The following is a 14020-nucleotide window of genomic DNA, read 5'->3' as shown; positions in this document are numbered from 1 at the left end:
GGGGATGGAGGGGGGCCGCCCCGGCTGCGGTTATCCGGCTTTCGGGATGATGATGCTGACGGGCATGCCCTGGTTGAGTCCCTTGCCGGGATTGTCCACGATGATGCGGAGGCGGTAGACGAGCGCTGTACGCAGGTTTCTGCTTTCGATCGTTTTCGGCGTGAATTCTGCCTTGGGAGAGATGTAGCCGACGGTGCCTGCGTATTCTTCCCCCGTATCGGTGCGGACGGTGACTTTCTGGCCGGGATGCACGCGAGGGAAGTCCGGTTCGTCGATGTAGGCGCGTACCCAGACGGGTTTCCTCAGCGAGAGCGTGAGGACGGTTGCTCCCGCATTGAGCATGGTGCCGGGTTCGACGGTGCGTGTGAGGATGATACCGTCCGACGGGGCGACGAGCTGCGTGTCGGAGAGGTCGAGTTTCGCCTTTTCGGCGGCGGCTCGCGCCTGCCGTGCAAGGGCGCGGGCGTTGGCGATGTCTTCATCGCGGAAGCCTTTTTTCAGCAGGGTGTATTTGGCTTCGTAGGCCTTGATGGTGGTTTCGCAACCGCGGATGGCCGCTTCTCGGGCGGCGATGGCCGCTTCCTGCGCCTGAATGGTGGAAAGGGCTTTGTCGCGGGCTTCGACGGCGTTGTCGAGTTCGCGCTGGGCGAGGGAGTTGCTTTTGACGAGTTCGGTGTTGCGCTTCCAGTTGATTTCGGCGTTGGCAAGTACGGCCTGCTGGACGGCGAGGGTGGCTTTGTCCGTTTTCAATTGCGCCTGCTGGGTGGCGAGCTGGGCTTTCTGCGTTTCGAGCTGGGCGGCGGCTTCGGCTATTTCTTCCGGGCGGTTGCCCGTTTCCATTTTGGCGAGCTGGGCTTCGAGGGCGTCTGCATTGCTTTCGGCCTGCTTCAAAGCCAGTTCGTAGGGTGCGGGATCCATGCGTCCAAGCGTGTCTCCGGTTTTGACTGGGTCTCCCTCATCCACGGAGAGGTTCTGAAGCCTGCCGGGTACGCGGAAGGAGATGTCGACCTCGCGGATGTCGACGTTGCCGTTGAGTTCGATGGCTTCGTGCGAGGGATCGTCCCGAAGGAAGTACCAGCAGGCTCCCCCGGCCAGAGCAAGGAGCAGGATGGCTAGAATGATTTTCCGTTTGGGAGGCATATTCATACAGTAATGCCTTTCAAGGCCCAGTCGAGCCGCTGGGCTGCGCTGGTCGGGTCGTCGAGAATGACCCTCACGTCTTGCATCATGGCTGGGGACAGGTCGGTGGCTCCGTGAATCATGTGCTGCATGATCATCGGGGCTTCGGTGACGCTGACGAGGTACAGCAGAAGGCGCACGGGGTCTTCCTGAATGATGCAGCCTGCATCCTGGGCGCGTTTGATCGCCTGCAGAATCACGCGAGGATGCCGCAAGGGTACGTTGTTGGCAAATTTGCGCGCGGCCTGTTCACCGGATTTTGCATCCAGAAACAGGTGGGCGATCAGCTTGCCGTATTTGGCGACATAGTCGAGTACTTCGAGGATGATGGCGCGGAGGCCTTCCAGAGGTGGAAGGTTGCTGCCCATCGTCATTTGTACATTGTTGAACATGGGTGCGTACCAGCGTTCAAGCAATTCGGTCAGGTAGTTTTCCCTCGATCCGAAATGATAGGAGAAGACTCCGGAGTTGACGTTTGCCCTCTGTGCCAGCTTACGCACGGTGATGTTGCGAGAGCCATCCTCCAGAAACATCTCGAATCCTACATTGAGCAGATGCTCATGGGTATGAATATCCTTTTTCATTCCGCCTTCATCGTGACATATATCCGGCGAATATGCAATGCCTTTTTTGGTGGTCTATCTTGTGCTTTTTGTTGAACGTTATGTGTTCCTTTTCCCTATTTGTTTTATGGTAAGACGATAATTTTCTTTCCGTCGTTACGGTTCCGATTTCTTCGTGTTTTGTTGATAGAGGCGCCGGAGGTCGAACGTAACGCAATTATCGCATGAATACCATGAATGCATTCTTATTGTCGGGGCTGTTGGCTTCCGCGAGCATATCCTTTGCCGCTCCACGAGTCGAGGAGGAAGAAACGATCGAATCTCCGGACGGTCTGTACCGTGCCGTGCATCTTAAGGAGTTCGACGATGACGGTTTTGTTTCGCACTATTTTCAGACGTTGCCGAAGGGCGATCCCGGGCATTCCCGCATGGTCGGCCCATTTTCCCGGAATGTAGCGTGGTCATGGTCTCCGGATCACAAGTACGCAGCTGTGACGTGGTACGTTTTGAGCAATGAAACCGTCACGCTGGTGCTGGTGCGCGACGGCGACGGGCGGTTGCGCCCGGTAAACGGCAAGGCAGATGACGACGAGACGGCAGCGGAAAATGCCGGATTCGATTTTTCGGCCCGCTTCTGGGAGATGTTCCGTGCGGAGAACGGTATGAAGCTGCAGCCTGACCATTCCTACGTTTATGCGTTGGCATGGCTGGATGGCCGCACGCTCCTGCTGGGCAGCCTTGGCTATGAGAGCGGGCAAAAGGAGTCGTCGGACGGATGGGCGGCTCTGTATGATGTGGAACGTGATACCTTGTCTGCCGATTGGGATGCGTGGCAGAGATCGCATGGCACATTGCCTCCGATGCGGCCCGTGCGGTCGGATTCCGGCCAGTTCGATGATGAAGTGGCGGATGTGGTTCGGCAAGGAGAGGGCTACGAGGTGCGGGCGACGCTACAGAAGGATACAGGAGCAGATCCGGAACCGGGGTCGCGGGCCGTTCTGTTGCGTGGCGAGGGAGATTGCAGCCTCCGGGTGGCTCCCGAAGGCTTGGCCATGGCGGTAAATACATTCAAACCGGGGAGCAGGGCATGCGTGCAGCTGTTCGTTCGCAGGACGACGATGCAGAGATTCGCCGAGGCGATGCCGGATGATGTTCTCGTGAGGGCCTTTGCCGAAAACGCCGGATGGAAGGATGCGGATGCCGGTTTTGTCGATATGCAGGCCGCCGGATGGCTTGATGCCTCGACCGTGATTCTGCAAGGTACGCTGTCGGATGCTACGGGGAAAAAACATGCGGATCATACGGCATTGTATGATGTCGGCAAGGGGAGGTTCCTCTCCGGTTTGCAGGAGTTCAACCGTTCCGGAGTAGAGCGCTCGGAAAAGAGGTGAATCGGGTTATTTTGTACTTGATTTGTTTTTCGTTTCTCCTATCATAAAATAAAGCAATGAAAAACTACCCTGCGTTTTATTTGTTGGCGGTTTCCGTATTCGGAATTTCCGGTTATTTGCATGCGGAGGATCAGCCTTGTCCTGCGCCCGGAGGGATCTTTCGTTCCGGAAAAGTATGTGCCCCGTTTGGTCGTGCGGTCGATGATCCTCGCATGAAGCTGGCGGCGGTGACCGACGGCAATTTGGAGCCGCTCAGGCAGTATTTGCGGGAAGGCGGCAAAGTGAATGGCCGCTTGTCCAATGGTATGTCGTTGCTCGAAGTAGCGGTACAGTACGGAGGCGACGATGTGGTGGAATACCTGATTTCTCAGGGGGCCGAAGTGAGAAAGCGCGATGCCAAGGGGCGCTCTCTGGGCACATTGGCCGCGATGCAGGGGCGTACGAAGGTGTTGAACATGCTGCTGAATGCCTATCCCGAACCGCCGAATCTGGAGGAGATGTGGATCCCTCTTGTATGTGCCCGTATGGAGGAATACATGTCTCACTTCCGAAGTAGTATGCATTGGCGGGAATCCAATCCATGGATTTCCGGCCCGCCGTGTTGGCCGGTTGTGGAAGGGGATGTGATGGGGGTCCTCCGCACGTTGCTGGAGAGAGGGATCGATCCCGATACCGTGTGCGGGCGTGATACGGCTTTGGGTATTTATGCCGCTGTAGGCGATGTGCAGGCCGTCAAGCTCCTGCTGGGCTTCAGAGCCGATGTGAACGCCATGCCTGCGGATGGTACGCCTCTGATGAGGGCCATCGTAGCGGGCAGGCCGGAAATCGTATGGACTCTGTACGATGCCGGAGCGGATATGCGCAAGGGTGCGCACGGACAGTCCGCCCTGCTGGCCTGCATGGTGCAACCGGGCACATGGGATGAGAGAACCCTGCGCATGCTGTGCGCGGAAAGCGATGCAAACAGCTTCGGCGAGGTGCTTAAAGTGGCAAAACGCACAGGGTGTGCGAGTATGGAGAAAGTGGTCATGGATCGTTGCAGGGAGTATAAATCTTTGAGGAAAGAGGCGTTTGCGAGTCTTGTGCGCAACTTTTCCGACCGGAGGTATCTGGATGACAGGCAGTGGTGCGATCTGGCTCTGGGCTTGATTCGGCAAGGGCTTGATGCGGAGGATATGCAGACGGGATTGCGGGAATCCGTGCGGCTGGGCAAGCCGGAGCTGGTGCGCAGCATGCTGGAACATGGAGGGAATGGGCGCGTTTTGGATGAAAAAGGGCGTACGCTGCTGATGCTGGCGGTGTTGTCGCGCGACGGAGGCGCCATGGAGAATGCCGAACTATTGATACAGTATGGAGTCGATGCCGAAGCCAAGGATGCAGAGGGCAAAACGGCTGCCATGATGGCGGAGGCTCGCGGATTTTCGACCCTGTCCAAGTGGATTCGCGAATGCGAGGAAAAGTACGCCAAAACGACGGTACGGAATGCCTCCACAGACAACCCCAACAAAAAGCAGTAAAGATGAAACGAAAAATGATATATGTCTCCCTGATGCTGTGCATGTCCGCTATTGGTGTACATGCCGGTCAAACCGAGTCGTTTGAAGAGATAGTGAAATCTCTGGAAGCTGAACAGGCAGACGAGTCTTGGAGCGGAAGTTGCGGAATGCCCAATGTCGTCATCGAAAGCGATGCCGACCCTCTTGTGTTGATGGCCGCGGTACGCGACGGGAAGTTTCAACCGCTTCGGGAGTATGTGATTTATGGTCACGGTAATGATCGTTTGAGATCATCGCGTGTCCATGCGCGGTTGGCCAACGGTATGTCGTTGCTCGAAGTGGCGGTCCGGTACGGAGGCGATGATGTGGTGAGGTTCCTGATTGAGCAGGGATCGGAAGTGCGGAAGCGCGACGGCAAGGGTAACTCTCTGGCAACGCTGGCCGTGTGGCAGGGACGTTCCGAAGTGTTGAAGATGCTGTTGAATGCCTCTCCCGATCCCGTGAATCTGGAAGAAATATGGCTCAAGCTGGTGGAACTGCCCATTGATCCCTATGTTTTTTATACGGCGGGCAATATGATGAAAGTCATGCAACATGACCGCGAGCGTACCATCCCTCCTGCTCTTCGGCTGGATGGCCGGATACTGAGCCCGGTGGGCGACGGCCCCTATGACCCGAAGGTGCTGCGGGAGCTGCTGGAACGCGGCGTAGATACTGCAACCCGGCGGAGCAGCGACGGAGCGACGGCCTTGCATGCTTTTATCTATACCGGACGGCCGGAGATTATCAAGCTGTTGTTGAGCTTCCATGCCGATGTGAATGCGAGGGATGCAGCTCAGAGGACTCCTCTGATGTATGCCGCCGGGTTCAGGAGCCTTGACCTTGGTTCCCGGGATGCAGCCACAAACATCGTCCGGATGTTGCTGGATGCCGGGGCCGATGTGAATGCGCAGGATGAGGACGGGCAAACGGCGTTGATGAAGGCTGTCTCGCGCAACCTGTCGGAAATTGCCGAGATGCTTCTGATGGCCGGAGCCGATCCGTCCCTTGCGGATAAAAACGGCATGACGGCACTGGATATCTATGCCTCGCAGTTTTCGCCCTGTTTGAGCGCATCGTGTGTCGACGCCATGTGCGCCCGCTTTGATTGGGGACGGCGTGCTGCGGACGGTTCATCCGTTTTTGCGCGGGCAGCCGGTTCCGGCAATATCGACTTGTTGCGCCGTATCGGCAATGATTGGCAAAGCCGTGGAATTTCCCCTGAAGATGTTGACAAGGCGGTGATGGATACGGTCGGCAATTCGGCTTTGGGAGAAAAGCGGGGCATGCAGGTGATCGAGTATTTGCTGCCGAAGTGCAGTCCTTCGGTGATCGGCCATGCATGGGAGAGGGCGGAAGCCATGGGCAAGCGGGAGATGGCGGCGTTTTTTCGTGAGAAGTTGAAGAATCGTTGAAAGTCAAAGATCAGATATGTCGGATGATGATTGAACGATGAAACTCATCGAGGGTGAATGCCTGTGTGGTTTTGGCCGTTTGGTGACATGGCAGGCGGAGCGGAATACATTCGATGCTGCATGGTGTTCTTCACAAAGTGAATCAGCATCTTTCTGAACGGGCATCTTTTTATGTGGCGATGCCTTCTCTCCCAAGGTGCTGGCCGCAAGCGAATGTCTGTACTTATTTTTTGTTTCGGATGTATATTTGTTTGCTATCCTGTCCTTTAGTTTGTTGTGTTTTTGTTTCTACAACATCGCCGAGAGCCTTCATCAAAGAACTTAATTTCGTATACCCGTAATTGCGGGAGTCGAAATCCGGCATCTTCTTGGAAATCAAATTTCCTATCATGCCGAGGGAGACCCATCCGGTATCGTCTGCAACAGCATCAATTGCGTTTCTCACAAGCGTTTTCAGCTTTTTATCTATCGACCGTATTCCGGGTGGTGTCGTATCTGCTGCCGGCTTTTCCTTGGTTGTTGCCGAGGCTGGCTTGGTGCTGTTTTTCACCGTTTTGGAGGGTGTCGGTTGTGGTGTTTCTTCGGTCGGTGCCTCAGAGCCGAGAATTTCAACGTATGTAAATTTATCACACGATTTGACAAACGGTTGAGGTGTCTTTTGCTCGCCGAACCCGAGAACTTCTTTTCCCGATTCTCGCAGTCGGCTTGCCAGGCGCGTAAAGTCGCTGTCGCTCGATACGATGCAGAAACCGTCAACAGCTTCTTTGTGCAAGATATCCATGGCATCAATGATCAGGGCTGCATCTGTGGCATTTTTTCCCGCTGTATAGGCATATTGCTGGATCGGTATAATTGAGTTTTCCAATAAGGTGTCTTTCCATGCAGCTAATTTGGAATTCGTAAAATCGCCGTAGATTCGTTTGATCGTCGGGATTCCGTAATTGGCAATCTCATCCAGGACAGGCTTGATTTTTTTGGATGAAATATTATCCGCGTCAATCAGAATAGCAAATTTTTTATCCGTTTTGTTCATTGAATTTGTTAACGTATTGAAAGATACAAAATATTTATTGAGAAAGCAAATGATTATTTCAAATCCAGAAAAGAGAATGTGTTCTGCCTCTGGGGGATTGCTTTTCTATTGGGATGCGTTTTTGCCATAGAGCTTGCATCCGAAATGTTTGTACAGTCAGGCGTGATGTCCGAAGGAACAAAAGCTTCGCCCGGCATGCCGTTCACTCGCTCGGCCAGATATGGTCGGTTGTTGAATTCCCTTTCGGACAGAGGGTGTTGAGGTAAAAACGACAGGGCTGCGAGCCGTGGAAAGATGGGGACCGAGATGTGACTGCCGATTGTTCAGTATTGGGCAGGAAATCAGCGGGAGGGAGGCAAATTCACCGTGGATTTGTCTTGTCCTGCGCTTGTCGTGCCGGGGTGTGGTGCGTGGCGAGGAAGGCCGCACTCATGAGAAGGCATCCGGTGATGAGCATCGACAGGTTGGCGTGTTCTCCGAAAATCAGGAGGGACGAGAGAGCCGCAAGAGGTATCTTGAGGTTGTTCATGACGGCGAGCCTGCCGGGGGTGACGCGGCGTGCGCCGTAGTTCCACAGGAAGAAGCACAAGCCCGAAGCAACCGCCCCGAGGTAGGCGAGTACGCCCCATTGAAGGGCGGTGATGCTTTGCCAGCACCCGCTGCCGGACGGGATGCCCGTCGGCAAGGTGACGAGGAGGGCTCCGGCATAGGCGAAGACGGAGCGTTCGTGCTGCGTGACGATGCTGCGTTTCAATGCAGCATAGGCGAGTTGCCCGGCGGCGAAGCAGATGTTTGAGATCTGGACGAGGAGGAATCCTTTGCCGGAGATGTCGGTACCTGACCAGCCTTTCCACAGGATGGCTGCGCACCCTCCTGCCGCAAGCAGGGCTGCGGCGATGTGCCGCAGGGTGAGCTGCCGGTGTATGATGCCCCCGATCAGGACGATATAGATCGGAGTCATGACGGTGAAGACGGCAACCTGCCACGAGGGAAGGTAGTGGAAGGCCGCCGTGTAGCAAAGGTACATGGCTCCGAATTGTACGGCTCCGATTGCAGCCAGCAGGAGCGCGTGGCCTGCAGGGATTTTGCGGACGAAGGGGAGGAAGACGAGGAGTGCGCCCGCCATGCGTACCATGGAGACGAAGTCGGACGGTATGCCGGTGAGGTGGTTGCCGATCAGGCCGAAGGAGATGGCCCAGACGAGCGAAGTGATGAGGAGTGCAGGCATGTGTGGCCTGCGGAGGATAGCACGGATGCGGGGGCACGTGAAGTCCGTTTTGCGGGGAGGGTAGCCGGATGCATCAGGGTGCGGCTTTGATGCCCAGGATGGTTTCGATTTTGCCGAGGTAGTCCCGCAGGGTGCTGTTTTCCGAATCCCTGTCCGCGGCCCAGTCTTTGGATTGCAGGAATCGTTTCAAAAGAGAGATGTTATGGCAGGATAACGGAGTGCGTACGATTTTGCCGTCCGCTTGTTCGATGACGAGGTAGAGGTAGCGGTTCTGCCGGGGATCGGTGTGGCGGCAGTGGGCACAGAGGTCGGTGGAATCGACCGATACTTTCAGCCCGTAGCGGGCGGCGAAGGGTTCAAGGTCTGCGATGGGTTTTCGCGTGTCCTCCCAAAGTTCGATGAGGTATGGAATGTGGGATTGATAGCGGAAGCGGTCGCGTTCGGCCTGCGTGGCACGGTCGCCGGGTGCGCGTTCTCCGGGATGCCTCGTTTTTCTGCCGCAATCCGGGCAAAGAAATGTGGCGGCTTCCACATCCTTCGGTTCGGATATCTGGTAGCACATGGCAAGGCGGATGTCTTGCGGCGGCGTCGGTTTTTCCCGGGCGAGGTCGTTGAGGCGGTTTTGAAGGGAGTCGGTAGGGATGGCGTGCGGGAAAGAGCATCCCGAGGCGAGTGAGCCGATGACGAGAGCCATGATGTGTTTGCCGTTCATGAATACAGTGTATCAGTCGAAGTGGAGGTTCAGCAGCCTTTCGATGGTGGGTACATGGTTGCGAAGGATGCCGTATTGCCGTGTGGGTTGTTTCCAGTCGGTCGTGGTCAGGAATTGGAGAAGAATGGTCAGATCGTCCCCGTTGCAGGAATTGCAGGTGACGGTGCCGTCCTGCTTCCTGACGATCAGGTACAGGTTGTTCATGCCTTTCTGTGCTGCCATGAGTCCTGTATTTTTCTTCGAGCAGAAGGAGCATAGATCCCGCGTGTCGAGCGAGAGGTGCAGGCCGTATGTTTTGGCTGCGGGTTGCATCTGTTCGACGAGTTGTTGGCATTCCTTCCAGCGCGATGCATTGACGATGCTGTTGTATTGATTCAGCGTAAGCGAGTGGGTTGGTCGATACAGTGTTTTGCGCCCGCATTGGGGGCAAAGGTAGGTGCAGGCCTGTATGTCGTAACGAATCGGAGAGGCTGGCGGGGCATAGCAACAGGCCGTTTCAAGAAAGTCGAACCAGCCTGATTCGGATGGCTGAGGTTCGTTTTTCAGGTCGTTCAGCCGTTCTTCAAGGCTGTGGGTGGGAGGAGGCCCGGAAGCGCACCCCGCTGCGAGGGTGCCGATGACGAGGGCGACGATTTGTCTGCCGTTCATGGCTGGGGTGTTTCCGGGAGGTTGAGGAGTTCGCGGATGCGGGGGAGGGATTGTTTTAACGGATGTTCTATGTCTTGATCTCCTTTCCAGCGGTCTTTTCCGGCGAAGAAGGCATCCAGAATGAGCAGATCATCCTCATCGATAGATTGAGCCGGGGTTGTCGTACCATCCGGTTTCCGGACGGCCAACATGATTTTTTTAGGTTTGTCTTTTCCGCATGTGGCGCAGAATGGAGTAGTATCCAGAGAAAGGATGTAACCATGAGGAGTGGCCTGAGGTACTATTTTGTTCAATAGTTTCGTGTATAGCTGGAGTTGCTGTAATTGTCCGTAGATACCTGTGAGTTCCTTGTATCGGGCTGGTGTCTGTTTGGCAGCGTCCGCTTCAGGATAGACGGTATGGTTGCCGCATACGGGGCAGATATACTTATGCTCGGGAGATGTGGATACGATGACGCGAGCGTAGCACATAGCTCCCGGATTTAGATCACGTGGTTCCGGCTTGTTTTTGAGTTCGTCGAGTTTCTGCTGGAGTTCGGGGATGCCTGCCTGTGCGAAGGTTCCGGCGCCGAAGGAGGCGGTGAGCAGGGCGATGATTTGTTTTCCGTTCATGGCTGGGGTGTTTCCGGGAGGTTGAGGAGTTCGCGGATGCGGGGGAGGGATTGTTGCAGGGCGTGTTCCATGTCTTGATCGCCTTTCCACCGGTCTTTTCCGGCAAAGAAGGCTTCGAGGATGCGGAGGTCGTCCAGTTCGACCGGGTGTGCCGGAGCGGTTGTTCCATCCGGTTGCCGGACGATCAAGCGGATTTTTTTAGGTTTTCCTTTGCCGCATTCGGAACAGAAGGAGCTGGTGTCAAGTGTGAAGCTGTAGCCGTCTTTCTGTGCGGTCTGGTTGATGGTTGCCAGGGTGCGGTTGAACGAAGGCAGAAGATTGAGCGTGGTGAGGATGTTCCAGCGTTCGTTCCGTTCCCGGACTGTTTGTTTGGAATAGTCTATTTCAGGGTAGACGGTTCTTTGTCCGCAGTCAGGGCAAATGTAGTTCTGCTGGGCCGGTGTGACCATTTCGTAGCACATGGCACCGACTTGCAGGTTGCGTGGTTCGGGTTTGTTTTTGAGTTCGTCGAGTTTTTGCTGGAGTTCGGCGGTACCTGCCTGTGCGAAGGTTCCGGCGCCGAACGATGCGGAGATGAGGGCGATGATTTGTTTTCCGTTCATGGGATGGGAGGAGTAGGAGTACGAGTTTTTAATTGGGGAGGATGCGAGGCAGCGGTAGTTCGGTGTATGCCGCCAGGGCCGGATCGGCGGCGGTAGGCGAGCCGTGGCAGACGTGGGCGGCTTCGCGGCAACCTCCATCGCATTGGCCGGAGAAGGTGCAGCCTTTGCAGGCATCGGGCAGGTAGTCCTTGAAGATGAATTGCCGCCAGTAGGGGTGTTCCATGAGGGTGTTCCATTGTTTCCAGTGGACAAGTTCCCTGGGCGAGTGGTTGCAGACGCGGAGCATGCCCGATGGGCCGACGACGAAGAAGCCTTTGGCCGCTCCGCAGGTGGTGTTCAGGGAGAGGTGTTTGAGGTTGCGGGAGTCGTGGGCGAGGCAATAGGGGAATTCGGTGCCGACGGAGCCGAAACGGCCCGCCTGAGCCAGTACTTTTTCGACGGTGAAGGGGAATTCCCTGATTTGTTCGGTGGTGAGATCGAGTTCCCGGTGGGTGAGGCCTCGACCGCCGGGCAGGAAGCGGTTCATGAGGATGGTGGTGGCCCCGGCGAGCAGGGCGGCGGCGACGGTTTCGTAGAGTTCGAAGTAGTTTTCCGAGGTGACGGTGATGCCTGCCGTGGTGCGTACGCCTTTTTCCTTGGCGCGGATGAACCAGTCGAGGACGTGTTCGGGCGTGGTGCCTCCGCAGGTGTGTTGTTCGAAGGTGGTGATTCCGGGAAGGCTCATGCTGAGGTTGGCATCGTACATTTTGCAGATGTCGAGGACGCGGTCGCTCATGATTTTGCCGTTGCTGAGGAGGAAGAGGGAGGGGCGTTTGCGTTTGCAGACGATGGCGCCGTCTTCTTCTTCATAGTGGTAGGCCTGTAATGAGGCGGCGTGGTGGACGATGTCTTCCCATCCGTCCTTGAGGAGCATTTCGCCGCCGGTGAAGGCGAAGGAGGTGATGCCGGCTTCGCAAAGTTCCGTGATGCATTGTTTCCATTCGTCCACGGACATTTCCTTGCCGGGTTTGATCATGCCTCCATACCAGGGGCAGGAGCAGAAGCGGCACGCGTGGTTGCATTTGTAGGTGAGTTCCAGTACGGCGGTGCTCGGCAGGAAGGAGCGCATGCATGTTCCGGTTTCGTTCATGGCGTTTTATTTTATGCGATGTGTGGCGGGAGGGCAAGGGGAAAGAACCTCTCCCGGTGCGGTTGGCGGCGGTAGTGTTCCGTCAACAGCAGGCGGGAGGAGGGTTTTTGTTTCCGTGGTCGTTTCGGGTTGGGTAGGGACTTGCGACTTGCCGGGCAGAAAAGCGGTTTCGGTGACCCGACGTGCGCTTTTGTTGTTATTAACGCTTGTACGGCGCCATCGTCCGAAACGGAATGCATTTTTTTCAATTTTTTTTATTCAGGACTTTAAAAAACCTCCGCAGGGATGCCTGCGGAGGTTTGAAGGGACGGTGGTGGCGTGCGGTTATGCCTGTTGCTGTGCGGCGAGTTTGCGGCGTGCGATGCAGACAAGGTCCGTGCCGAGGAGGATGAAGCCGCCTGCCATGATGGCGATATCCTTGATGACAAGCCGTCCTGCTCCCGAAAGGTAGGGGAAGCCGTGGTCCGGCCCTCCGAGGTCCGGAACCCACGTTTCGGGTGTGGTGATGAGGAAGGATAGGGTGCCCATGCTCATGATGATGACGAGCGCATCGCCGATGAGGCCGATTTTCGGGAAGAAGAGGCCGAGCAGGACGAGAGTGCCGATGGTGACGATGAGTGTGCCGAGTCCATAAGAGAAGCCGTAGGTGTTGTTGCTTTCGTGCCATGCGATGTTTTCCGGTACGACGGCCCCTTCCTTGTTCATGTGCTGTTTGTATTCGGGGGCTTCCTTGTTGTAGAAGAAGCTCATCAGGGGGCTGTTGGCGACGAAGGGTACGATGCCGTCCGCTTCGTACCGGCAGACTTTCAGGGTGCCTATCCAGGCAAAGATGATGAAGATGGCGATGCGCATGAAGCCGATGCCGGCTCTGCGGATTTTTTTGCCGTATGCGATGATGGTGTCCGGTGATGAGAATGAGTGGTTCATGAGATCAAGGAGAATGGAGCCGTTCGGATGTCGGACGGCGGTTGCGGTTCGGATGGCGAGGGGGGGTGCTGCCTTCAGGCGATGGTCCAGGCGATGGTGCGTCTGGCGGTGCTGCCCGGCCTGAGGATGACGGAGGGGAAATGCGGTACGTTGACTGCATTCGGGTAGCCTTGAGCCTCAAGGGCGATGCCCGCACGGGGCGCAGGGAGGTATTCTCCCGTGTAGACCTGCATGCCGGGGGCATCGGTGGCTACGACAAGTTTGCGGTGGACTGCCGGACAGATGAGGACGGCGGCCACCTGCATGGCGTCTTCGGAAGCAAGGGCGTAGTTGTGGTCGAAGCCGTGCGCCGTTTCCGGGTATTGGGCGGAGTTGCGCTCTCCGAGGAGGGCGGGGTGGCGGAGGTCGAAGGGGGTGCCTTCCACCGGAAGGACGGAGCCGAGAGGAATGTTGGTGGAGTCTACGGGGGTGTAGGCGGTAGCCCGCACTTCGAGGGTGTGGTTGTCGATGGTGCCGTCTCCCGCGAGGTTCCAGTAGGCGTGGTTGGTGAGGTTGACGATGGTCGGAGTGTCTGTGTAGGCCTCCATGGTGAGGCTCAGGGTAGAGCCGTCCAGCCGGTAGGTGGCGACGATTTCGACGCGGCCGGGGTAGTTTTCCTCGCCATCGGGCGAGGTGTAGGTGAGGATGAGTTTTTCGTCGTCGGCTTCCTGTACGGTCCAGAGTTTGTGGCTGAATCCTTCGAGGCCGCCGTGGAGATGGTTGGGGCCGTTGTTGACGGCGAGCTGGTGGCGTACGCCGTCGAGCGAGAACTGCCCTTTGGCGATGCGATTGGCGACACGGCCGCAAATCGCACCGCAGTAGCAGGTGTCGGCCATGAGCGCTTCCGGAGTTTTGGGGCCGCAGATGAAGTCCCTCCCATGGCCGCATACGGTGAGTATGCGGGCTCCGTAGTCCGTGATTTGCACGGTCAGGGTGTCGGAGCTGAGGGTGTAGAGGGATACGGGGCGACCGTCCGGCGTGTGTCCAAAAGCGCTCATGTGCGTGATG

Annotated in this window: 14 protein-coding genes; 3 read left to right on the top strand and 11 right to left on the bottom strand. The window is 56.6% G+C overall.

The features are described 5' to 3' along the window. Nucleotides 1–30 precede the first annotated feature (30 nt). Both PYTT_RS00875 and PYTT_RS00870 read right to left on the bottom strand, forming a co-directional pair. On the bottom strand, nucleotides 31–1146 hold the full coding sequence (locus tag PYTT_RS00875; RefSeq protein WP_067772363.1) for an HlyD family secretion protein: 1116 nt from the start codon (nucleotides 1144–1146) through the stop codon (nucleotides 31–33). Then, nucleotides 1143–1763: a TetR/AcrR family transcriptional regulator gene (locus PYTT_RS00870; RefSeq protein ID WP_067772361.1), complete on the bottom strand. Its 621-nt coding sequence runs from the start codon at nucleotides 1761–1763 to the stop codon at nucleotides 1143–1145. Before PYTT_RS00870 ends, PYTT_RS00875 begins: the two co-directional genes overlap by 4 nt. Before the next feature lie 212 nt (nucleotides 1764–1975). Between PYTT_RS00870 and PYTT_RS00865 the strand changes: the two genes are divergently transcribed. From PYTT_RS00865 to PYTT_RS00855, 3 genes are all read left to right on the top strand, one after another. Then, nucleotides 1976–3133: a hypothetical protein gene (locus PYTT_RS00865; RefSeq protein ID WP_141675674.1), complete on the top strand. Its 1158-nt coding sequence runs from the start codon at nucleotides 1976–1978 to the stop codon at nucleotides 3131–3133. A 212-nt stretch (nucleotides 3134–3345) separates the two neighbouring features. Further along, nucleotides 3346–4650, top strand: a complete 1305-nt coding sequence (locus tag PYTT_RS00860) for an ankyrin repeat domain-containing protein (protein WP_071133179.1) — start codon at nucleotides 3346–3348, stop codon at nucleotides 4648–4650. A gap of 41 nt (nucleotides 4651–4691) precedes the next feature. Further along, a complete protein-coding gene (locus PYTT_RS00855; protein WP_172801733.1) occupies nucleotides 4692–6083 on the top strand; it encodes an ankyrin repeat domain-containing protein in 1392 nt (463 codons plus the stop codon). Nucleotides 6084–6306: 223 nt separating this feature from the next. On the opposite strand, the gene PYTT_RS00850 is transcribed toward PYTT_RS00855, so the two are convergent. From PYTT_RS00850 to PYTT_RS00810, 9 genes are all read right to left on the bottom strand, one after another. Beyond that, on the bottom strand, nucleotides 6307–7116 hold the full coding sequence (locus PYTT_RS00850) for an NYN domain-containing protein (RefSeq protein ID WP_067772349.1): 810 nt from the start codon (nucleotides 7114–7116) through the stop codon (nucleotides 6307–6309). A 361-nt stretch (nucleotides 7117–7477) separates the two neighbouring features. Beyond that, on the bottom strand, nucleotides 7478–8344 hold the full coding sequence (locus PYTT_RS00845; protein WP_067772343.1) for an EamA family transporter: 867 nt from the start codon (nucleotides 8342–8344) through the stop codon (nucleotides 7478–7480). A gap of 73 nt (nucleotides 8345–8417) precedes the next feature. Further along, the gene (locus PYTT_RS00840; protein WP_067772340.1) at nucleotides 8418–9056 is read right to left on the bottom strand and encodes a hypothetical protein; all 639 of its coding nucleotides are present in this window, start codon (nucleotides 9054–9056) and stop codon (nucleotides 8418–8420) included. A gap of 12 nt (nucleotides 9057–9068) precedes the next feature. Next, on the bottom strand, nucleotides 9069–9704 hold the full coding sequence (locus PYTT_RS00835; RefSeq protein WP_067772337.1) for a hypothetical protein: 636 nt from the start codon (nucleotides 9702–9704) through the stop codon (nucleotides 9069–9071). Next, nucleotides 9701–10315 (bottom strand): hypothetical protein, encoded by a 615-nt coding sequence (locus PYTT_RS00830; RefSeq protein WP_067772334.1) that lies wholly within the window; start codon nucleotides 10313–10315, stop codon nucleotides 9701–9703. Before PYTT_RS00830 ends, PYTT_RS00835 begins: the two co-directional genes overlap by 4 nt. Then, entirely contained in the window at nucleotides 10312–10917 is a 606-nt protein-coding gene (locus PYTT_RS00825) for a hypothetical protein (protein ID WP_067772331.1), read from the bottom strand. Before PYTT_RS00825 ends, PYTT_RS00830 begins: the two co-directional genes overlap by 4 nt. A gap of 28 nt (nucleotides 10918–10945) precedes the next feature. After that, on the bottom strand, nucleotides 10946–12046 hold the full coding sequence (locus PYTT_RS00820; RefSeq protein WP_067772328.1) for a radical SAM/SPASM domain-containing protein: 1101 nt from the start codon (nucleotides 12044–12046) through the stop codon (nucleotides 10946–10948). Between the two features lie 324 nt (nucleotides 12047–12370). After that, on the bottom strand, nucleotides 12371–12973 hold the full coding sequence (locus PYTT_RS00815) for a DUF417 family protein (protein ID WP_067772325.1): 603 nt from the start codon (nucleotides 12971–12973) through the stop codon (nucleotides 12371–12373). 74 nt (nucleotides 12974–13047) lie between these two features. After that, complete coding sequence (locus tag PYTT_RS00810) at nucleotides 13048–14010, bottom strand: aldose epimerase family protein (protein ID WP_067772322.1); 963 nt, start codon at nucleotides 14008–14010, stop codon at nucleotides 13048–13050. Between the last annotated feature and the right edge of the window lie 10 nt (nucleotides 14011–14020).

Origin of the sequence: Neoakkermansia glycaniphila (assembly GCF_900097105.1) — a bacterium.
GTDB classification, from domain to species: Bacteria; Verrucomicrobiota; Verrucomicrobiia; order Verrucomicrobiales; family Akkermansiaceae; genus Akkermansia; species Akkermansia glycaniphila.
This window is presented reverse-complemented; position numbering and strand designations above follow the sequence as displayed.